Origin of the sequence: Streptomyces sp. YGL11-2, assembly GCF_050054615.1 — a bacterium.
Taxonomy (GTDB): domain Bacteria; phylum Actinomycetota; class Actinomycetes; order Streptomycetales; family Streptomycetaceae; genus Streptomyces.
This window is the reverse complement of record NZ_JBNHIN010000003.1, coordinates 1-20,442: the sequence shown is the minus strand read 5'-3', so window position 1 is coordinate 20,442 and position 20,442 is coordinate 1. Positions and strand designations below refer to the sequence as shown.

Sequence of the window (20,442 nt, the reverse complement as noted above, 5' to 3'; positions counted from 1 at the left end):
CGCATGCTGGGAGCCGGACGACGAACGACGGGGGCGGACGAGATGTATCCGATGCTCAAGCCCGCGCTGCGGCGCGGCTGGCGGGACCGGGAGACGGTGCGGTTCGGCGTGGCACCGGCCCATGCGGTGGTGGTCGGCCCGGTCGACATCGCAACGGGCAGCTTCATCGAGCTGATCGACGGCACGCGCACGATGCGGCAGCTGGTCGAGGAGGGCACGTCACTGGACGTGACGCCCGAGCGCGCGCGGGGTGTGGTGGACCGGCTCGGCGCGGCCGGGTTACTGGAGGCACCGGCCGCGGGCGGTCCGGCGGCCGAGGCGGTACGGGCGGACGGACCGGCCTTCGCACGGCTGCGGCCGGATCTGGCCTCGCTGTCGGTGCGGCACCGGGAGGCTGGCGGGCCGCTCGGGCGGATGGGGGCGCGCCGGACGGTCCGGGTCAAGGTGAAGGGCGCGGGCCGGATCGGCGCCCAGATCGCGGCGCTGCTGGCGGCGTCGGGCATCGGTCGGGTGGACGTGGTCGACGGCGGCACGGTCGAGCCGTGGGACGTGGTGCCGGGCGGGCCGGCGGCCGGGCAGGTCGGCGAGCGGCGTGACGCGGCCGCCCGCCGGCTGGTGCGGGAGTCCTCCCCGTGGAGCCGCCGGCCGCGGCCGGCCGGCCCGGTCACCGAGTCCGGGGAGCCCGGCATCTCCCTCGTGGTCATCGCCCCGCGCGACGGGCTCGGCGCGTACGCTCCCGATCCCGTGCGGGCCGAGCCGCTGCTGACCGCCGGTATTCCGCATCTTTACGCGGGCGTGGTCGAGGGCACAGGTGTGGTGGGGCCGTTGGTGGTGCCCGGTGTCTCGGCCTGCGCCGGCTGCGACGAGCTGCGGCGGACGGACGCGGAGCCGGCCTGGCCGCGGCTGCTCGCGCAGTGGCGCTCGGGGCGCGGTTCACCGTCGATGCCGGCCTGCGACGCGGCGCTGGCGACGGCGGTTGCGGGGCTCGCCACCGTCCAGGCGATGGCGTTCCTGGACGGCGAGCCGCCACCGTGCACGGGGGCGCGGATGGAACTCCCGCTGCCCTGCGCGAGCGTGCGGACAGTGCGGATCGCGCCGCATCCGGACTGCGGTTGCGGTGCCTCCGCTGCACAGGGGACGGCAGACGCCTCGGTTCCTGGGGCGCGACACGCCACAATGACGGAGTAACCCCGGTAGGGGACAGTGTGAGTTGGAGGGGCGCATGTCTGATCTTCCCCGCAAGGCGGTCACCCGCACCGCCAAGCTGGCCGCGCTGCCGCTGGGGTTCGCCGGCCGTGCCACCTGGGGTCTGGGCAAGCGGATCGGTGGCAGATCCGCCGAGATCGTCGGCCGGGAGCTGCAACAGCGCACCGCGGAACAGCTCTTCAAGGTGCTCGGTGAGCTGAAGGGCGGCGCCATGAAGTTCGGGCAGGCGCTGTCCGTCTTCGAGTCGGCGCTGCCCGAGGAGATCGCCGGTCCTTACCGCGCGGCCCTGACGAAGCTTCAGGAGGCGGCGCCGCCGATGCCGACGAGCACGGTGCACGCCGTGCTGGCGGAGCGGCTCGGCGAGGACTGGCGGGAGCTGTTCGAGGAGTTCGAGGACAAGCCGGCCGCGGCCGCGTCGATCGGCCAGGTGCACCGGGGGGTGTGGCACGACGGCCGCGAGGTGGCCGTCAAGGTGCAGTACCCGGGAGCGGGCAAGGCGCTGCTGTCGGATCTGGCGCAGCTGAGCCGGTTCGCGCGGCTGCTGGGACCGCTGATCCCCGGCATGGATGTCAAGCCGCTGATCGCCGAACTGCGCGACCGGGTCTCCGAGGAGCTGGACTACTCCCTTGAGGCGCAGGCTCAGCGGGCGCACGCCGAGGAGTTCGCCGAGGACCCGGATGTCGTCGTGCCGGCCGTGGTGCACCAGAGCGACCAGGTGCTGGTGACGGAGTGGATGGAGGGGGTGCCGCTGTCCGAGGTGATCGCCGGCGGCACCGAGGAACAGCGTGACCGCGCCGGACAGCTGCTGGCCCGCTTCCTCTTCTCCGGCCCGGCCCGTACGGGCTTGCTGCACGCCGACCCGCATCCGGGCAACTTCCGGCTGCTGCCCGGTGACTCGCCGGACGGGCCGGTCGAGGAGTGGCGGCTGGGCGTGCTGGACTTCGGCACCGTCGACCGGCTCCCCGACGGGCTGCCGCCGACGATCGGCAGCTCGCTGCGGATGGCGCTGGACGGCGAGGCGGACGCGGTCTACGACCTGCTCTGCGAGGAGGGCTTCGTCAAGGAGTCCATCGCGCTGGACCCGGACGCGGTGCTGGAGTACCTGCTGCCGATCATCGAGCCGGCGCAGGTGGACGCGTTCACCTTCACCCGGGGCTGGATGCGCAATCAGGCCGCCCGGATCGGCGATCCGCGGTCTCCCGCGCACCAGTTGGGCAAGCAGCTCAACCTGCCGCCGGCGTATCTGCTGATACACCGGGTGACCTTGAGCACGATCGGGGTGCTGTGCCAGCTGGGGGCCACGGTGCGGCTGCGCGACGAGCTGGAGGCGTGGATGCCCGGGTTCGTGCCCGAGGAGGAGTCCGCGGGTCCGGACGCGGCGGAGCCCGGCGTGGTCATCGGTGCCGCCGACGGCGCCGATGACCGTGCGGACTGGGAGGAGGCGGCCGTCGAGGAGAGCCCGGCCTGACCCTCACCACCAGGTCGAGTCCAGGCGTCCCTCGATGGCGCGGATGTTGTCCCTGGCGCAGTTGTCGCAGAAGTAGCGGCGCTCGCCGTTCTCGACCGAGCAGGTCCAGGTCGGCGGTGCGCCCTCGGGAACCGCGCCGCAGCGGGCGCACACCATGCGCGCGGAGTCCAACTCCGCCTGTCGATGCGTCTTCTGGTCCACCATCCGACGATATCCCCGTCAACCTCATGAACCGGTACGCAACGCACCACGGGGCCCGCCCTGTCGGACGGACCCCGTGGACGGTGGCCTCAGGAGGCGGTGCCGGTGCGCCCGGCTACTGCATCACGGCCATGGCGAGCGCCCGGCGGGCCCGCAGTGACGCGCGCTCGGCACGCCGCTGCATACGCCGCGCGGCGGCGAGCCGGTAGGCCCTGCGTTCGGACTCCGCCTCTTGGAGGCGTTGGTCCATATGAGCCCTCGCCAGGGCTTCTGGAATGAGTTGCATTTCGAGGTTCCTGTTCTGGCGCGGCGCGATCGCGCCGGAGTTCGCGGGGGCGGGGGTGTCGGTGAAAGTCGGGTTCATCGTGGGGTCCTGCTTCTGGGGATCCCGTGTGACGGGACGGTCGATCGTTCCTGTACCGGTGGTGTTCATGCCGCGACCGGGTTCTTGCGCGGACGGCCACGCGGACGCTTCCGCGGCACGACGACGCCCTGGACGAAGAGCTCACCGCCCCAGACACCCCACGGCTCCCGACGGTCCTTGGCGCCGGCGAGACACGCCTCGCGGACCGGGCAGGTCTGGCACAGCGTCTTGGCGTACTCGACGTCGGCCGGGGACTCCGCGAAGAAGACCTCGGGGTCGTAGGTGCGGCACGGAACGGCGGCGCCGAGGCGGTCGATCTCGTCGTCGAGCTCGGTGAGGGGCAGCAAGGAGTTCTCCTGGGGGTCGGGCGGAGGGATCAGGTCGGTGGCTACGGACGGGGTGTGCGTCTGGAGTTGCACGGTGGTGTGTTCCTCGTCTGTTCCGGCCCGGCTGGTGGCGGGCGCGTTGGGCAAAACAAAAGGGCCGCGGATCCCGGTGTGGGTTCCGCGGCCCTGGAAGGTGCCGACCTGATCGCGCCGATCAGGCTGGATCTCTCCAGGGTTCGAGGCCGCGGTAGGCCCACATTTCATGCTGCGTCTGGTACTGCTTCCGGGATTCGGCACCGTTGGCCGCCGCCGCGAAGGCAAAGGAATTCGCCGACGCCTTCGCTACTGCTGCCTCAGGTGCCTCGGTCGGTCGCGCGGTGCGCTCACTGCCCGTCAGGACAGCGACGGCGGCGGGACGCGCGACCTCGGTACCGGAGAGACGGCCGGAGCCGGACAGACCGGTGCCACGGAGCGAGAAGCCGAGCGCGCAGGGGGCGACGACCGAGAGATCGGTCATTTTGTTGGTCTCGATAATGCTGATCACTGGGCTCGCCTCCTCTCGGCGTCTCGGTGGACCGGGAAAACCCGGTCCAGGGTGTTCAAGTACAGCACGGATCCATCGGATCTCGGAAGTTCCGTTGTCTCCGTTGCTTCCGAAGGCTATGGGGATGCGCTCCGCGCGCGCAAACTATTTTTCCGACGAGTTTTCCGCGGCGTCCTCCGCCCCCTCTTCGCCGGCGCCGGCGAGCTCCTCACCGGCGCAGAGGGACAGCACATCGGCGCCGTAGCGGTCGAGCTTGCGGCGGCCCACTCCGGAGATGACCGCCAGCTCCGCGGCCGTCGCCGGGACGGCCTCGGCGATGGCCATCAGCGTCTTGTCGGTGAAGACGCAGTAGGCGGGCTGCCGCGTCCGGGCGGCCTGCTCGGCGCGCCAGTCCCGCAGCCGCTCGTACAACGCCTCGTCAAGCTCCGAGGGGCATTCCTCACAGCGCATCAGCTTCATCTCGCCGGCGTCCGTGAGGGTCTTGTTGCAGACCCGGCAGCGGGCGGGGGTGCGGTGCGTACGACGGCTGCGGCCCGGGGCCGTGCCGGTGCCGCGCTCGACTCCGCCGGTGGCCGCGCCCGTCGCGCGGCGGCCGGCCGCCCCGGAGCCCGGCCGCAGGCCGTGCAGGAACCGGCTGGCGCTGCGCGAGGCGCGCCCGCCGGGAGAGCGCGCCAGCGACCAGGACAGCGTCAGCCGCAGGCGGGCGCGGGTGATGCCCACGTAGAGCAGCCGACGCTCCTCCTCGATCTGCTCGTCGGTCCTGGCGTAGTGGATCGGCAGCATGCCCTCGGTGAGGCCGACCAGGAACACCGCGTCCCACTCCAGGCCCTTGGCGGTGTGCAGCGAAGCGAGGGTGACGCCCTCGACCGTCGGGGCGTGCTGGGCGTTGGCCCGCTCGTCCAGTTCGGCGACGAGGTCGGCGAGGGTGGCCTCGGGGCGGGCCCGGGCGAAGTCCTCGGCGAGCCGGACCAGGGCCGCCAGGGACTCCCAGCGGTCGCGCGCCGCGCCGGAGCCGGCCGGCGGCTGCCCGGTCCAGCCCATGTCGCTGAACACCGCGCGCACCTCGGACGGCAGGTCGACGGCGCCGTCGAGCAGGGTGTCGTTGGCGCCGAAGCGGGCCGCGCCGCGCAGCTTGATCCCGGCCTCGCGCACCTCGGGGCGCTCGAAGAACCGCTCGGCGCCGCGGAGCTGGTAGGGCACCCCGACGTCGGCGAGGGCCTGTTCGTAGACCTCGGACTGGGCGTTGATCCGGAAGAGCACGGCGATCTCGCTGGCCGGGACCCCGGAGGCGATCAGGTCGCGGATCCGGCGAGCGGTGCCCTCGGCCTCGGCGGGCTCGTCGGCGTACTCGGTGAACACCGGCTCGGTGCCGGCCGGGCGCTGCGAGACCAGCTCCAGGCGCTGCTCGGCGGCGCGGCCCCGGGCCTGGGCGAGCAGGCCGTTGGCGAGGTGGACGACCTGGGGGGTGGAGCGGTAGTCGCGGACGAGTCTGACGACCGTGGCGTGCGGGTGGCGGGTGCGGAAGTCGAGGAGGTGGTCGGGGGTGGCGCCGGTGAAGCTGTAGATCGTCTGGCTGGCGTCACCGACCACGCACAGGCTGTCGCGGTCGCCCAGCCACAACTCCAGGAGCCGCTGCTGGAGCGGGCTGACGTCCTGGTACTCGTCGACGACGAAGTGCTGGTACTGGGCGCGGACCTGCTCGGCGATGTCGTGCCGGTCCTGGAGCACGCCGACGGTGAGCAGCAGCACGTCCTCGAAGTCGATGCTGCCGCGCTCGCGCTTGAGCTGCTCGTACGTGGCGTATATCTGCCCGATCTCGGCCGGGTCGCGTGGCGCCTCGCGGCCGGCCTTGACGACCGCCGCGGGGTAGTCGGCGGGCACGGTCTGGGTGACCTTGGACCACTCGATCTCGCCGGTGACGTCGCGCAGCTCGGTACGGTCGAGCCGGATGCGGCAGCGGGCCGCGGCCTCGGCGACCAGTTGGACCTTGCGCTCCAGCAGCCGCGGCACCGCGCCGCCGACCGCCTTCGGCCAGAAGAACTGGAGCTGGCGCAGGGCCGCGGAGTGGAACGTCCGCGCCTGCACCCCGCCGGCGCCGAGCTGCCGCAGCCGGCCGCGCATCTCACCGGCCGCGCGGGCGGTGAAGGTGACCGCGAGCACACTGGCGGGCTGGAGGATGCCGGCCCGGACCCCGTACGCGATCCGGTGGGTGATCGCGCGGGTCTTGCCCGTGCCCGCGCCGGCCAGCACGCACACCGGACCGTGCAGCGCCGTGGCGACCTCGCGCTGCTCGGGGTCCAGCCCTTCGAGCACCGCGTCTGCCCCACTCGGCAGCGCCGAATACTGAGAACTGCCAGGGACCTGCGGGAAGAGAGGGGAGTCCGTTGCTGCTGTCACCCCGCCATGCTGCCAGGTCCCGCGGGGCGCCCGGGAAAGCCGTCCACAGCGGCGGGGCCCTGTCGTACCGGAGGGGGCGGCCGTGGACGGAGCACGGGTGCCGGTGCGGGGCCGGGAATGGTCCGGGGCCGGTGGACGTTCTTCTGCTCGGTGCCCCGTCGTCCGTGCGGCTTCGGCGGCACCTGATCACGATCGGGACCGAGCAAAAGGAGCGCGGGGCACATGGCGGGCACTGTGACGATGTACAGCACGACCTGGTGCGGCTACTGCCGTCGGCTGAAGGGGCAGATGGACCGCGAGGGCATCGCCTACACCGAGATCAACATCGAGCAGGACCCGGAGTCCGCGGCGTTCGTGGAGAAGGCCAACGGCGGCAACCAGACGGTGCCGACCGTGCTCTTCCCCGACGGCACGACGCTGACCAACCCGTCCCTGGCGCAGGTCAAGCAGAAGGTGGGCGCGGCCTGAGGGCCGGGCGCACCGTGTGAGACGGCCGTCGGCCGGTCCGGTGAGGGAGCCGGCCGACGGCCCATGCGTCACGGCTTGGGCAGCGGCTTGCCGTACCACATCTCGATGAGCCGGGCGGCGATGGAGATGCCGTAGGGCGGCAGGACCTCGCCGGATTCGAAGGCGGCGCGCAGGTCCTCCCGCGAGAACCACCGGGCCTCCTCGATCTCCTCGCCGTCCACCTGGATCTCGGACGAGGTGGCGCGGGCCATGAAGCCCAGCATCAGGCTGGACGGGAAGGGCCAGGGCTGGCTGGCGATGTACTCGACGTCGCCGACGACGACGCCGGCCTCCTCGAAGACCTCCCGGGCGACGGACTGCTCGATGGACTCGCCCGGTTCGACGAAGCCCGCCAGGGTCGAGAAGCGGCCCTCGGGCCAGTGGACCTGGCGGCCCAGCAGCGCGCGGTCCTCCTCGTCGGTGACGAGCATGATCACCGCGGGGTCGGTGCGCGGGTAGTGCTCCGCGCCGCAGGCCGGGCAGCGGCGGATGTGGCCGGCGGCGGCGATGACCGTACGCTCGCCGCAGCGGGAGCAGAAGCGGTGCAGGCGCTGCCAGTTCTCCAGGGCCACGGCGTGGACGAGCAGCCCGGCGTCGCGCGGCGAGAGCAGCAGGCCCGCCTCGCGCAGGCCCGCGGGGCGCGCGGACTGGTCCATGCGGCCGGGGAGCGTGTCCTTCTGGAGCGCGAAGTAGCTGACGCCGTCCTCGTCGGTGCCGAGGTAGTAGCGGTGTGCCTCGGTCAGCGGCGCCTCGAAGGACGGCGTCATGATCAGCTCGGTACGGCCGTCGGGGGTGTCGTCGATCAGGGCCTGGCCCCCGGACACCACGAAGACGCGCGTCGTGGGATGGCTCCAGGCCGCCGCCAGCCATGCCTCGTCGAGCCGGTGGTGGGCGGAGCGGTCGATTCCGCTCGGCGCGCTGAAGGTGATCGGCCGGTCGGCCGTGTGGTCGGTCCAGGTGGTCACTGCTGTTTCCAACTCCCCCTATGGCGTGGGTGATTGCTGCGTACGGGCGCGGCACAGTACGGCGGTACGCGCACGGGTCAGGCGGCGCGCCAGGTCTCTGCCAGGTCGCCCCACAGGTGGGCGGCGGTCTCGACGCCCTTCATCAGCAGGTCGAGCTCGACCTTCTCGTTCGGTGCGTGCCAGCCGTCGGACGGGACGGAGATGCCGAGGAAGAGGACCGGGGCGCCGAGGACGTCCTGGAGGTCGGCGGCCGGGCCCGAACCGCCCTCGCGGGTGAACCGGATCTTCGTTTCGAAGGCCCGCCCCATGGCGCGCACGACGGACTGGAGCGCGGGGTGGTCGAGCGGGGTGAGGCAGGGGCGGGTGGCGCCCCAGAACGTGATGTCGTGGCGGATGCCTGCCGGGAGGCGGCCGGCCACCCAGTCGCGTACGGACTGCTGGACGGCGGCGGCGTCCTGGCCGGCGACCAGGCGGAAGGAGAGCTTCAGCTGTGCGGTGGCCGGCACGATGGTCTTGCCGCCGGGGCCCTGATAGCCGCCGCCGATGCCGTTGACCTCGGCGGTGGGGCGGGCCCAGATGCGCTCCAGGGTCGTGCTGCCGGCCTCGCCGAGGGCGGCGTGGGAGTGCGCGGTGCGCAGCCACCGCTCCTCGTCGAAGGGCAGCTCGGCGAAGAGCTCGCGCTCGCGGTCGGTGAGCTCGATCACGCCGTCGTAGAAGCCGGGGACGGCGACCTTGCGGTCGGCGTCGTGGAGCGCGGCGGCGAGCCGGGCGGCCTCGGTGGCGGGGTTCGGGACCGCGCCGCCGAACGATCCGGAGTGGATGTCCTGGTCCGGGCCGTACAGATCGATCTGACAGTCCGTCAGGCCGCGCATGCCGGTGCAGACGGTGGGGGTGTCCCTGGACCACATGCCGGTGTCGGAGACGATCACCGCGTCGCAGGCGAGGCGGTCGGCGTGCTTCTCGATCAGAGCCGGGAAGTGCGGCGAACCGGACTCCTCCTCGCCCTCGATGAGCAGCTTGAGGTTGACCGCGGGGGCGGTGCGGCCGGTGGCGGCGAGGTGCGCGCGGACGCCCAGGGTGTGGAAGAAGACCTGACCCTTGTCGTCGGCGGCGCCACGGGCGTACAGCTTGCCGTCGACGGTCTGCGGCTCGAAGGGGTCGGTGTGCCAGCCGTCCTCGCGGGCGGCTGGCTGGACGTCGTGGTGGCCGTAGACCAGCACGGTCGGCGCGGACGGATCCCCGGAAGGCCACTCGGCGAAGACCGTGGGCAGGCCCTCGGTCTCCCAGATCTCGGTGGTCGTAAAGCCCGTCTCCGCGAGCTTGTCGGCGAGCCATTCGGCGCTGCGGCGCACATCGGCGGCCCGTTCGGGGTCGGCGGACACGGACGGGATGCGCAGCCACTCCGCGAGGTCGTCGAGAAAGGCTTCGCGGTGGTCGGCGAGGTACGCGCGGACGGCGCTGTCCGGGGTGGTGCTCATACGGCGAGCCTATCGGCCTTCCGGGGGATACCGGTCGGCGGTATCGCCCAGCAGAATCCGTTCGAGCCCGGCCCGGCCCGGCAGGCCGGCGGGCCTGACCACCTCGCCGGTGCGCACGAAGAGGAAGGCGGCGCCCACCTCCGACGGCGGCAGACCGTACCGCTCGGCCCAGGCGAGGCGGTAGACGGCCAGCTGGAGGGGGTCGGCGGCGCCGGTGCTCCGGGATGCGTCCGGCAGGGTCCGGCCGGTCTTCCAGTCGATGATCTCGAAGCGGTCGCCGTCCGGGCCGCGCTCCTTGTAGACGGCGTCGATCCGGCCGCGGATCACCCGTCCCGCGAGGGTTATCTGGAACGGGACCTCCACCCGGAAGGGGGTCCGCCGGGCATACGGGGTGCGGGCGAACGCCTCCTTGAGGGCTACGAGGTCCTGCTCGTCGGCGATGTCCGCCTCCTCGCCGGGCCCGGCGCCCGGGAGCTCGTCCGGGCCGAGGAGCGGCAGGGCCAGCTCCTCGAAGCGGGACTGGACCCAGGCGTGGAAGCGGGTGCCGCGGCGGGCGGCGGGCTGTGGCGGGCGCGGCATCGGGCGGGCCAGCTCGCGGGCGAAGCCGTCCGGGTCGGCGGCGAGCGCGAGCAGCTGGGTGGCGGTGAGCGAGGCCGGCAGCGGGACGTCCCGGACCCGGGCGCGGGAACGCCGCAGCTCCGCGGCGAGCGCAGTCAGATCGCGGTCCCAGGAGCCCACGGTGCGGCGCTCCTCGGGGAGGAGGGCGGGCGGACCGCCGTCGGCCGCGGCGGGATCGGGCAGGTCGGGCTCGGCGGAGCGCTGGGCGCCGATGCGGGGGTGCGGCGGCGGGGCGGCGCCGGTGTGCGCGGCACCGGCTGCGGGGGCGGGCGGCGGGGCGCTTTCGGTGTCGGACGGGTCGGCCCCGGAGAGGCCGGACGGGTCGTCCCCGTACGGGTCTCCGTACGGGTGCTCGCAGGGGTCGGGCTCGTAGGGACCGGGCTCGTACAGGTCGGAGTCGAAGGGGTCGGGGCCGGAGTCGAAGGGGTCGGGGCCCGACTCGAAGGGGTCGGGCTCGTACGGGGCGTCCTCGGGGGCGTCCAGCCACTCCTCGTCCGCCGGCGGGGGCGGCCACTCCGGGTCGTGGGCGGGCGCGGCCGGGACAGGGGCGGGCGCGGCCGGGCGGCGGCGCTCCAAATGGCCGCGGACCTCGGTGGCGGCGGCGCGGCGGCGGGCCAGGGCCGTGGGGTCCAGCGGCAGCGGCCAGGGCTGGTCGGCGGCGGCCTCGGCGAGGGCCGGGTTCTCGGCGCCCTCCTCCGGGGGGTCGGCCCAGAACTCGATCTCGCCGTGGCCGGCCTCGCAGTGCGCGCGGAGGGCCTCCAGGAAGGCGGACGGGCCCCGCGGACGCTTCTGGTTGGGGCCCCACCAGTGGCCGGAGCCGAGGAGCAGGGAGCGCGGGCGGGTGAAGGTGACGTAGCCGAGGCGGAGTTCCTCGGTCGCCTGGTGGTGCTTCATCGCCTCCTTGAAGTCCTTCACACCGCGGGCGGTCCACTCCGCCACGTCGGGGAGGGTCGCGGCATCGCCCCGGAGGACGTGCGGCAGGACCTTGGGGCGGCTGATCCACGACTCCCGCGCCTGCTCACTGGGGAACTGCTTGGCGACCAGGCCGGGCACCGCGACCACGTCCCATTCCAGGCCCTTGGACTTGTGCGCGGTGAGCACCTTGACGGTGTTCTCGCCGCCGGGAAGCGAGCTGTCCAGGCCCTTCTCGTACTGGACGGCGGCGCGCAGGAAGCCGAGGAAGGCGAGGAGCGTCGCCTCGCCGTCGAGGGCGGCGCCGCCCTCCTTTGCGGCGAAGCCGGCGGCGATGTCGAGGAACGTGCCCAGCGTCTCGCGGCGGCGGGCGGCGAGGGCGTGGGGGGAGGCGGACAGCTCGACCTCCAGGCCGGTGACGGCGAGGACCCGGTGCAGGACGTCCATCAGGGGATCGCCCAACGAGCGCCGCAGATCGCGGAGTTCGGTGGCCAGGCGGGCGAAGCGGACCCGCGCCTCCGGGGAGAACGGCAGGCCGTCGTCGGGGCCGTCGGCTTCCAGGAACGTGTCCAGGGCGTCGGCGAGCGAGACGGTCTCCGCGGGGTCGACGCCTTCCACCGCCTCGGCCAGCCGCTGTTCGGGGTCGTCGTCCGAGGTGCCCCGGTGGCCGGAGGTGTGGGCGAGGGTGCGGGCGCGGCGGCCCAGCAGCGCCAGGTCGCGGGGGCCGATCCGCCAGCGGGGGCCGATCAGCAGGCGGACCAGGGAGGCGTTGGCGGTCGGATCCTGAAGGACGTCGCAGACGGCGACCAGGTCGGCGATCTCGGGCAGATGCAGCAGCCCGGAGAGGCCGACGACCTCCACCGGGATGTCCCTCGCGACCAGTTCGCCCTGGATGCGGGCGAAGTCGGAAGCGGTGCGGCAGAGCACCGCGATCTCGCCGGGCGGCGTGCCGGTGCGGACCAGGTGGGCGAGGGAGTCGGCGATCCAGGTCAACTCTTCGGCGTGGGTGGGCAGCAGGGCGCAGCGCACCACACCGTCCCGCTCGGCGCCGGGGGCGGGGCGCAGCGCCTCGACGCCGGCGTGCATCGCCCGCAGGGGGGCGGCGAGGCCGTTGGCGAGGTCGAGGAGGCGGCCGCCGCTGCGGCGGTTCTCGCTGAGGGCGAAGCGGCGGGCCGGGGCCCCGTCGGCGAACGGGAAGTGGGCGGGGAAGTCGTCGAGATTGGCCACGGAGGCGCCGCGCCAGCCGTAGATGGCCTGGCAGGGGTCGCCGACGGCGGTGACGGCGTGGCCGGTGGGGTCCCCGGTGCCGGCCCCGAACAGCCCGGACAGCAGCATCCGCTGGGCGACGGAGGTGTCCTGGTATTCGTCGAGGAGGACGACGCGGAACTCCTCGCGAAGGATCCGGCCGACCTCGGGGCGGGTGGTGGCGAGGGTCGCGGACAGCGCGATCTGGTCGCCGAAGTCGAGGAGGTCGCGGCGGCGCTTCTCGCCGCGGTAGGAACCGACCAGGTCCAGCAGCTCCAGCCGGCCGCGGACCGTCTCGGGGGCCTTGCGCAGATCGGCGTTGGTCAGCCGGGCACCGTCCAGGGTGGCGAGCAGCCCGGTGTCGTACGTGCGGAGCGCGGCCGGATCCACGAGGTGCTCGGCCAGCTCGCCGTCGAGGGCGAGCAGGTCCTCCACGAGGGAGGGCAGCGAGGTCGTCAGCGACGGATAGGGGCCGGGGGCGGCACGCAGGGTCCGGGCGGCGAGCTGGAAGCGGGTGGCGTCGGCGAGCAGCCGGGCGCTGGGCTCCAGGCCGATGCGCAGGCCGTGGTCCTTCAGGAGCTGGCCGGCGAAGGCGTGGTACGTGGAGATCCGCGGCTCGCCGGGGGGTGAGTCGGGGCCCGCGGGGCCGCCGGGGAGGGCGTCGGGGTCGGTGACCCCGGCCGCCAGGAGGGCCGCCCGGACGCGCTCGGCCAGCTCGCCGGCGGCCTTGTTCGTGAACGTCAGCCCGAGGACCTGCTCGGGGGCGACCTGACCCGTGCCGACCAACCACACCACGCGGGCGGCCATGACCGTGGTCTTGCCGGAACCGGCTCCGGCCACGATGACCTGCGGGGCAGGCGGGGCGGTGATGCACGCCGTCTGCTCCGGGGTGAACGGGATGCCGAGGAGCTCTTTCAGCTGCTCGGGGTCGGTGATGCGAGCGGACACATCACAAACCGTAACGGCCGCCACCGACATCCCCTCCCCCGGCCGGCATCCATGCAGGTCAGCGGCGTACCGGCGGGCACCGGCCGGCTACCGCGCGCGATCACGCCGCACTCACGCCGCACTCAATCAACGATCTGCCGCCCCTCCGGCTGCGCGCTGCACGAGGCCCGGAAGGCGCAGTGCGCGCAGTGCGTCCCGGCGGTGGGTGTGAACCGCTCCTCCAGGACGCGGCCGGCGGCGGTGGCGAGCAGTTCGCCGACCCAGTCGCCGTCCAGCGGCTGCTGCGTCTGGACGGCGGGCAGCTCGTCGCCGCCCTCCTTCTGGGGCGCGCCCAGCCGCAGATGGACCAGCTCGGCGCCCCCGGGCTCCGGCGTACGGCCGCCGAAGGCGTCGTCGAGGGCGCCCTCGCGGACCGCGAGCTGGTAGACCGCGAGCTGCGGATGGCGGGCCACCTCGGGGCCGGTCGGCTTCTGCTTGCCGGTCTTGAAGTCCACGACGTAGGCCCGACCCTGGTCGTCGCGGGCGACATGGTCCATGCTGCCGCGGATCCGGACCGCGTAGGCGCCGGCTTCCAGGGTGACGTCGAAGCCGTGCTCGGTGGCGACGGCTTGCCGGCCGCGGGTCTCCCGCTCCATCACGTGCCAGCGCAGAAAGCGCTCCAGGGCGGCGCGGGCGTTGTCCTTCTCCTGGCGCGACTTCCAGGGGGCGTCGAAGGCGAGCGCGTCCCACACGGAGTCCAGGCGCTCCATCAGGACGGCCAGGTCGGCGGGCGTGCGCCCGGAGGCGACCTCGTCGGCGAGCACGTGGACGACGTTGCCGAAGCCCTGGGCGGCGGTGGACGGGGGGTCCGCCTTGACCTCGCGGCCCAGGAACCACTGGAGGGAGCAGGTGTTGGCCAGTTGGTCGAGGGCGCTGCCGGAGAGGACCACGGGGTGGTCGCGGTCGCGCAGCGGGACGCCGTTGCGGGTGGGTTCGTGCAGGCCCCACCAGCTGTCCGGGTGCGCGGCCGGCACCAGGGAGTGGCCGTCGTCGTCGGTCAGCGCGGCGAGTTCGGCCAGCCGCCGGACGGCGGCGGCGCGCAGCGCCGGGGTGGCGTCCGGGTCGACGGTGGTGGCGCGCAGTTCGGCGACCAGGGCGGCCACCGTGAGGGGCCGGCGGGGGCGCCCGGTGACGTCCTGGGGGGTGACGCCCAGTTCGGTCAGGAAACGGGACGGCTGGTCACCGTCGTCGGCCGCGGCCTTGACGGCGGTGACCACCAGGCGCTCCCGGGCCCGGGTCGCCGCCACGTAGAAGAGCCGGCGCTCCTCGGCGAGCAGCGCGCCCGGGGTGAGCGGCGCGGCCAGGCCGTCCCGGCCGATCCGGTCGGCCTCCAGGAGCGAGCCGCGCCGCCGCAGGTCGGGCCAGAGCCCCTCCTGGACGCCGGCGATCACCACCAGCCGCCATTCCAGGCCCTTGGAGCGGTGCGCGGTCATCAGCCGTACGGCGTCGGGGCGGAGCGCGCGACGGGTGAGGGTGTCCGCGGCGATGTCCTGGGCATCCAGCTCCTCCAGGAAGTTCAGGGCGCCGCGGCCACCGGTGCGTTCCTCGGCGCGGGCCGCGGTCTCGAACAGGGCGACCACCGCGTCCAGGTCCCGGTCCGCGTTGCGGCCCGCGGCGCCGCCGCGCCGGGCTGCCCGCTCCAGGCGCCCCGGCCAGGGCGTGCCGTCCCACAGCTCCCACAGCGCCTGTTCGGCGGTCCCGCCGCCGGCGAGCAGCTCACGGGCCTTGCGCAGCAGCAGACCGAGCCGCTGGGCGCCGCGGGCGTAGCCGGGATCGTGCGCCACCAGGCGCTCCGGCTCGGCCAGGGCGCGGGCGATCAGCTCGTCGGAGGGCGGCGGCAGGGCCCGGCCGGCGGCCCGCTCCTCCTCGCGGAGCGCCCGGCCCAGCCGCCGCAGGTCGGCGGAGTCCATCCCGCCCAGGGGGGAGGTCAGCAGGTCGATGGCGGTCTCCGGGCCGACGGAGAGGTCCGCCGGCTGCCCCGAGGCCGCGACCCGCAGCGCGGCCAGCAGCGGCGCGACCGCCGGTTCATGGCGCAGCGGGAGGTCATCGCCGTCGATGTCGAGCGGGACGCCGGCGGAGGTGAGCGCACGGCGCACGGCGGGTATCGAGCGCCTCCCGGCGCGTACGAGGACCGCCATCTCGCTCCAGGGGACGCCGTCCTCCAGGTGGGCGCGGCGCAGGACGTCCGCGATGTTGTCCAGTTCGGCGCCGGCGGTCGGGTAGGTGTACACCTCGACCCGGCCGCCGTCCCGTACGGCCGACGGTTCCCGGTGGGCACGCACCTTCCGGGCCGGGAGGCGGGTGAGCGGCATCCGGCGGGTCAGCAGGCGGGTGGCCGCCAGGAGGCCGGCGCCGGAGCGCCGGGACGTGCCGAGGACGGCCACCGGTGCGGGGGTCCCGTCGGCGCGCCGGAAGGTCTCGGGGAAGTCGAGGATGCCGTTCACGTCGGCGCCGCGGAAGGCGTAGATCGACTGGTCGGGGTCGCCGAACGCGATGAGCGTACGGCCCGGGGAGCCCGGTGCGGCGGGCGCGCCCTCGTGGCCGGCGAGCGCCCGCAGCAGCCGTACCTGGGCGGCGTCGGTGTCCTGGTATTCGTCGACGTAGACCGCGTCGTAGGCGCCGGCCAGTTCGGCGGCGACGGGCGGCTCCCCGGCGAGCAGCACCGCGCGGTGCACCAGTTCCGCGTAGTCCAGCACCCCCTGGGCGTCCAGGACGTCGAGGTATTCGGCGAGGAAGCCGGCCGCGGCGCGCCAGTCGGGGCGGCCGGTGCGCCGGGCGAAGGCGTCCAACGCATGGGGGCCCAGGCCCAGTTCGCGGCTGCGGGCCAGCACCGCGCGGACCTCGTCGGCGAAGCCGCGGGTGGTCAAGCAGGCGCGCAGCTCGTCCGGCCAGCTCACCCGGGCGCGGGCGGCGCCGGCCAGTTCCGCCTGCCCTTCGAGGAGCTCGCGGACGACCAGGTCCTGTTCGGGGCCGGACAGCAGCCGCAGCGGGTCGGCGAAGAGGTCCGCGTCCTGGTGGGCGCGGACCAGCGCGTAGCAGAAGGAGTGGAAGGTGGTGGCCTGGGGGACGCCCGCCCGGTGCCCCACCGGATGGCCCGCCGGCGGTCCGTCCGGGCCGGCCAGGCGGGCGGCGAGCCGGTCGCGGAGGGCGACGGCGGCCTTCCGGCTGAAGGTGAGGACGAGGATCCGCTCCGGGTCGGCGCCGTCCCGCACCCGGCGCGCCACGGACTCCACCAGGGTCGTGGTCTTGCCCGTACCGGGCCCGGCGAGCACCAGCAGCGGTCCTCCCCGGTGGTCGGCCACCGCGTGCTGGGCGGTGTCCAGGACGGGCGGCTCGGTCCGCCCCGGCGGGGTGCGCACCAACCGGTACGCGCCGGAGGCGTCCCGCCGCGCCGCCCGGTGGGGCAGCGTCTGCGGGACGGCCGAGAAGGAGGAACTCACGTGGATCGCCGGTCCTGGGAGGGTGCGAGGGAGGTGCTGGTGGTCGTGGTGCGTCGGCCGCGGGGCGGCGCGGCCCGGCCGCCGCGGGCGGCGCCGGCCGTGACAACAGTGCCCGACGCTACGCCAGGCGGCACCCGTGGCGCAGCGCGTCCCACGGGAGGCCGGGCCGCGGCCCGGAAGCGGCGCAGGCCATCGGCCCTACCGGCCCTCGCCGTCCCACCGGGCCCGCCGCATGTCGATGCGCGGTATGTGGCCTTCGGAGGCGGCGGACGCGCCCTTGAGCGGCGTCCCCTCGTCGCGGTAGTGCGCCAGCGCCCGCAGCTCGCTGCCGGGCAGCAGCACGCCGTCCGCGCGCACCACCCGCCACCAGGGCACCGCCCCGCCATAAAGGGCCATCACCCGCCCCACCTGGCGGGGGCCTCCCTCGTCCAACCACTCCGCGACATCGCCGTACGTCATGACCTTGCCCGCCGGGATCAGCTCGGCGACGGCGAGGACCCGTTCCGCGTACGCGGGCAGCTCCGCGGGCGCGTCCGTATCTCCGGTCCCACTCATTCGGTCCATCCTGCCGTACAGCACCGACAATGGCCTTGGACGCCTGGTCCCGCGCTCGCCGGGGCAGGCCCGGAAGGCGGTCGGGCAGCTGTGCGGGAGCTGTGGTTCCGCTTCCCGCGGCCCCCAAACGCACCCTGATGCCTCCCCGGACCGGACGGCCGTGCCACCATCTTCCGGACGGTGACTGGTGATACGAGATCAAGAAGAGACGGCCGAGCAGCAGGGTGCGGCGCCTCCACGGGAGGCGGGCGCCCCTGACGCGCTGGCCGACGCCGGTACCGCCCCGGAACCGACCGCAGTGACCGAGCGGCCACAGGGGCCGCGGGCGGCGGAACAGGGGAAGCACCAACGGAAGCCCGCCACGGCTTCCGCGACCGAAAAGGCGAGCACGATCGAGAAGGCCGAACGACCCGAGGCGTCCGAGAGACCGGGACAACCCACGGCGCCCGAGCCACCCGAGCGGCACACGGAGGACAGGCGGCAGGACGAGCCGCCGGAGCACGACAGGGCCGCGGACGGAGCGCCCGGGGGCGCGCCCCGGACGGGTTCGCACCGCGTCGAGCCGGGCACCGAGGGCGGCGGCGCCTTCCCGGCCGACCGGCTCGCGGTGGACGAGCCGCTGCTGCCCGCCCGGGTGCACCGGCCCGCCGACCTGCTCCGGCTGCTGCTCGGCATCGCCGGGATCGCCCTCGTCCTGGCGCTGGCGACCTTCGCCCACGGCACCACCCAGGGACTGAAGAACGACATCGGGCAGAGCGCCGGCGCGGCGCCCCAGCTGCTGATCAACCTGGCCGGGCTGACGTCCAGCGTCGCGGTGCTGATCGTGCCGGTGGCGTTCGCCGTGGAGCGGCTGATCAAGCGGGACGGGCTGCGGATCGCGGACGGCGTGCTGGCCGCCGTACTGGCGCACGGGGTGTCGCTGGCCACCGATCTGTGGGTCGCCGAGGCGGCCCCCGCCTCGATCCGCAGCGCGCTCACCCAGCCGCTCGCCAACGGGTCGCTGTCCGCGCCGGTGCACAGCTATCTGGCGCCGGTGATCGCCTATATGACGGCGGTCGGGATGTCCCGGCGGCCCCGCTGGCGGGTCGCGATGTGGTGCGTCCTGCTGCTGGACGCGTTCGCGGTGCTCATCGGGCGGTACACCACCCCGTTCGCCATCGTGGTCACGGTCCTGATCGGCTGGACCGTCGCCTTCGGCACCCTCTACGCCGTCGGCTCCCCCAACGTCCGCCCCACGGGCCAGAACCTCCTCGCCGGGCTGCGCCGGGTCGGCTTCCGGCCGGTCAGCGCGATCCGCGCGGAGGACATCGCCAACCCGGACCACCCCGAGCACTCCGACCGGGGCCGCCGCTACATCGTCAGCCTGGAGGACGGCCCGCCGATCGACGTCACCGTCGTCGACCGCGAGCAGCAGGCGCAGGGCTTCTTCTACCGGGTGTGGCGACGGCTGTCGCTGCGCGGCATCAACCAGCGCCGCAGCCTCCAGTCGCTGCGCCAGGCCCTGGAGCAGGAGGCGCTGCTGGCGTACGCCGCGATCGCCGCGGGGGCCAACGCGCCCAAGCTGATCGCCACTTCCGAGCTGGGCCCGGACGCGGTGATGCTGGTCTACGAGCACATCGGGGGCCGCAGCTTCGACTCGCTGGCGGACGAGGAGATCACCGACGCGCTGATGCACAGCGCCTGGCGGCAGGTCGCAGCCCTCCAGTCGCGGCGGATCGCGCACCGGCGGCTGGTCGGCGACGCCCTGCTGGTGGATCGTTCCGGCGACATCGTGCTGACCGAGCTGCGGGGCGGTGAGATCGCCGCCGGCGACGTCGTGCTGCGGATGGACATCGCCCAGCTCCTCGCCACCTGCGGGCTGCGGGTCGGCGCCGAACGGGCGGTCGCCGCCGCCGTCGCGGCGCTCGGCCCGGACGCGGTCGCCGACAGCCTGCCGCTGCTCCAGCCGATCGCGCTCAGCCGGACCACCCGTGCCACGCTGCGCCATCTGGCCCGCGAGCGCGCCAAGCGGGAGCGCGAGGCGGTGCTGGCCGCCTCGCAGGCCGCGAAGGAGGCGCGCGAGGCCCGGGAAGCCCACGGCCCCCAGGACCGCAAGGCGCTGCGGGCCGTGCGGAACGCGGAGAAGACCGCCGAGAAGCGGGCCCTGGAAGAGGCGTCGGAGGAGGCCCTGGAGGAAGATCTGCTCGCCCAGATCCGCCGGCAGGTCCTGCTGATCCGGCCGACCGCGGTGATCGAGCCGGCGAAGCTGGAGCGGCTGAGCCCGCGCATCCTGATCAGCTGGATCGCCGGTGCCTTCGCGGTGTACGTGCTGCTGTCGCAGCTCACCAACTTCAACCTGGGCGACGTGATCAACCAGGCCCGCTGGGTGTGGGTGCTGGTGGCGGCGTTCTTCTCGGCGCTGACGTACGTCGCGGCGGCGATGAGCCTGCTGGGGTTCGTCACCGAGAAGGTCTCGTTCGTCCGGACGCTGCTGGCGCAGGTCGCGGGCGACTTCGTGAAGCTGGTAGCGCCCACGGCGATCGGCGGGGTGGCGCTCAACACCCGGTTCCTCCAACGGGCCGGGGTGCGTCCCGGCCTGGCGGTGGCGAGCGTCGGCGCGTCCCAGCTGTTCGGCCTGGGCAGCCACATCGTGCTGCTGCTGGCGTTCGGCTATCTGACGGGCACCGAGCACGCGCCGCAGATCTCGCCGTCCCGGACGGTCATCGCCGGGCTGCTGACGGTGGCGGTGCTGATCCTGGTCGTCACGGCGGTCCCGGCGCTGCGGAAGTTCGTGGTGACCCGGCTGCGGTCGCTGTTCGCCGGTGTGGTGCCGCGGATGCTGGACATCCTCCAGCGCCCGCGGAAGCTGGTCACCGGCATCGGCGGGATGCTGCTGCTGACGGTGGCGAACGTGATGTGCCTGGACGCCTCGATCCGGGCGTTCGGCGGCGGCGACAAGATCAGCTATGCCGGTATCGCGGTGGCTTTCCTGGCGGGCAACGCGCTGGGCTCGGCGGCGCCGACACCGGGCGGGGTGGGCGCCGTGGAAGCCGCGCTGGTCGGTGCGCTGACCTTCGGCGGGCTGCCGGCCGACACCGCGCTCCCGGCGGTGCTGCTCTTCCGGCTGATGGTCTTCTGGCTGCCGGTGCTGCCGGGCTGGATGGCCTTCACCTTCCTGACCCGCAAGGGCGAGATCTGAGCGGGCCCGCCCGCCCGTATGCGCGAAGGCGCCGGTCCGGATCGCCCGGAC

14 protein-coding genes are annotated in these 20,442 nt (G+C 74.1%); 4 read left to right on the top strand and 10 right to left on the bottom strand.

Annotated elements, in window-relative coordinates:
- Nucleotides 1–51: 51 nt before the first annotated feature.
- Both ACO1BR_RS04705 and ACO1BR_RS04700 read left to right on the top strand, forming a co-directional pair.
- Entirely contained in the window at nucleotides 52–1,188 is a 1,137-nt protein-coding gene (locus ACO1BR_RS04705; protein ID WP_426793995.1) for a TOMM precursor leader peptide-binding protein, read from the top strand.
- Nucleotides 1,189–1,222: 34 nt separating this feature from the next.
- The gene (locus tag ACO1BR_RS04700) at nucleotides 1,223–2,674 is read left to right on the top strand and encodes an ABC1 kinase family protein (protein ID WP_426793741.1); all 1,452 of its coding nucleotides are present in this window, start codon (nucleotides 1,223–1,225) and stop codon (nucleotides 2,672–2,674) included.
- Between the two features lie 3 nt (nucleotides 2,675–2,677).
- On the opposite strand, the gene ACO1BR_RS04695 is transcribed toward ACO1BR_RS04700, so the two are convergent.
- From ACO1BR_RS04695 to ACO1BR_RS04675, 5 genes are all read right to left on the bottom strand, one after another.
- On the bottom strand, nucleotides 2,678–2,878 hold the full coding sequence (locus ACO1BR_RS04695) for a hypothetical protein (protein WP_159508157.1): 201 nt from the start codon (nucleotides 2,876–2,878) through the stop codon (nucleotides 2,678–2,680).
- Nucleotides 2,879–2,990: 112 nt separating this feature from the next.
- Nucleotides 2,991–3,308, bottom strand: coding sequence for a hypothetical protein (locus ACO1BR_RS04690; protein ID WP_159508158.1), 318 nt, complete (start codon nucleotides 3,306–3,308; stop codon nucleotides 2,991–2,993).
- Complete coding sequence (locus ACO1BR_RS04685) at nucleotides 3,305–3,658, bottom strand: WhiB family transcriptional regulator (protein ID WP_026169602.1); 354 nt, start codon at nucleotides 3,656–3,658, stop codon at nucleotides 3,305–3,307. Before ACO1BR_RS04685 ends, ACO1BR_RS04690 begins: the two co-directional genes overlap by 4 nt.
- Nucleotides 3,659–3,779: 121 nt before the next feature.
- Nucleotides 3,780–4,109, bottom strand: coding sequence for a hypothetical protein (locus tag ACO1BR_RS04680; protein WP_426793740.1), 330 nt, complete (start codon nucleotides 4,107–4,109; stop codon nucleotides 3,780–3,782).
- A gap of 144 nt (nucleotides 4,110–4,253) precedes the next feature.
- Nucleotides 4,254–6,506, bottom strand: a complete 2,253-nt coding sequence (locus ACO1BR_RS04675) for an ATP-dependent DNA helicase UvrD2 (protein ID WP_426793739.1) — start codon at nucleotides 6,504–6,506, stop codon at nucleotides 4,254–4,256.
- A 222-nt stretch (nucleotides 6,507–6,728) separates the two neighbouring features.
- Here ACO1BR_RS04675 and ACO1BR_RS04670 point away from each other — a divergent pair, with 222 nt between their 5' ends.
- Nucleotides 6,729–6,974 (top strand): mycoredoxin, encoded by a 246-nt coding sequence (locus tag ACO1BR_RS04670; RefSeq protein ID WP_033271949.1) that lies wholly within the window; start codon nucleotides 6,729–6,731, stop codon nucleotides 6,972–6,974.
- Nucleotides 6,975–7,042: 68 nt separating this feature from the next.
- Here ACO1BR_RS04670 and nudC read toward each other — a convergent pair whose 3' ends face one another.
- The 5 genes from nudC to ACO1BR_RS04645 all read right to left on the bottom strand — a co-directional run bounded on the left by nudC (nucleotide 7,043) and on the right by ACO1BR_RS04645 (nucleotide 17,213).
- A complete protein-coding gene (gene nudC / locus ACO1BR_RS04665) occupies nucleotides 7,043–7,978 on the bottom strand; it encodes an NAD(+) diphosphatase (protein WP_426793738.1) in 936 nt (311 codons plus the stop codon).
- A gap of 77 nt (nucleotides 7,979–8,055) precedes the next feature.
- Nucleotides 8,056–9,456 (bottom strand): dipeptidase, encoded by a 1,401-nt coding sequence (locus tag ACO1BR_RS04660; protein WP_426793737.1) that lies wholly within the window; start codon nucleotides 9,454–9,456, stop codon nucleotides 8,056–8,058.
- Between the two features lie 9 nt (nucleotides 9,457–9,465).
- The gene (locus tag ACO1BR_RS04655; RefSeq protein ID WP_426793736.1) at nucleotides 9,466–13,179 is read right to left on the bottom strand and encodes an ATP-dependent helicase; all 3,714 of its coding nucleotides are present in this window, start codon (nucleotides 13,177–13,179) and stop codon (nucleotides 9,466–9,468) included.
- 122 nt (nucleotides 13,180–13,301) lie between these two features.
- The gene (locus ACO1BR_RS04650; protein ID WP_426793735.1) at nucleotides 13,302–16,658 is read right to left on the bottom strand and encodes an ATP-dependent helicase; all 3,357 of its coding nucleotides are present in this window, start codon (nucleotides 16,656–16,658) and stop codon (nucleotides 13,302–13,304) included.
- A 198-nt stretch (nucleotides 16,659–16,856) separates the two neighbouring features.
- Entirely contained in the window at nucleotides 16,857–17,213 is a 357-nt protein-coding gene (locus ACO1BR_RS04645) for an MGMT family protein (RefSeq protein WP_426793734.1), read from the bottom strand.
- 187 nt (nucleotides 17,214–17,400) lie between these two features.
- Between ACO1BR_RS04645 and ACO1BR_RS04640 the strand changes: the two genes are divergently transcribed.
- Nucleotides 17,401–20,391, top strand: a complete 2,991-nt coding sequence (locus ACO1BR_RS04640; RefSeq protein WP_426793733.1) for a lysylphosphatidylglycerol synthase domain-containing protein — start codon at nucleotides 17,401–17,403, stop codon at nucleotides 20,389–20,391.
- The last annotated feature ends 51 nt before the right edge of the window (nucleotides 20,392–20,442 follow it).

What these genes read in the sequence shown, in the direction of transcription:
- ACO1BR_RS04695 (WP_159508157.1), bottom strand. Translation starts at nt 2,878, where the DNA reads ATGGTGGACCAGAAGACGCATCGACAGGCGGAGTTGGACTCCGCGCGC.
- ACO1BR_RS04705 (WP_426793995.1), top strand. Translation starts at nt 52, where the DNA reads ATGCTCAAGCCCGCGCTGCGGCGCGGCTGGCGGGACCGGGAGACGGTG.
- ACO1BR_RS04645 (WP_426793734.1), bottom strand. Translation starts at nt 17,213, where the DNA reads ATGAGTGGGACCGGAGATACGGACGCGCCCGCGGAGCTGCCCGCGTAC.
- ACO1BR_RS04700 (WP_426793741.1), top strand. Translation starts at nt 1,223, where the DNA reads ATGTCTGATCTTCCCCGCAAGGCGGTCACCCGCACCGCCAAGCTGGCC.
- ACO1BR_RS04670 (WP_033271949.1), top strand. Translation starts at nt 6,729, where the DNA reads ATGGCGGGCACTGTGACGATGTACAGCACGACCTGGTGCGGCTACTGC.
- ACO1BR_RS04660 (WP_426793737.1), bottom strand. Translation starts at nt 9,456, where the DNA reads ATGAGCACCACCCCGGACAGCGCCGTCCGCGCGTACCTCGCCGACCAC.
- ACO1BR_RS04690 (WP_159508158.1), bottom strand. Translation starts at nt 3,308, where the DNA reads ATGAACACCACCGGTACAGGAACGATCGACCGTCCCGTCACACGGGAT.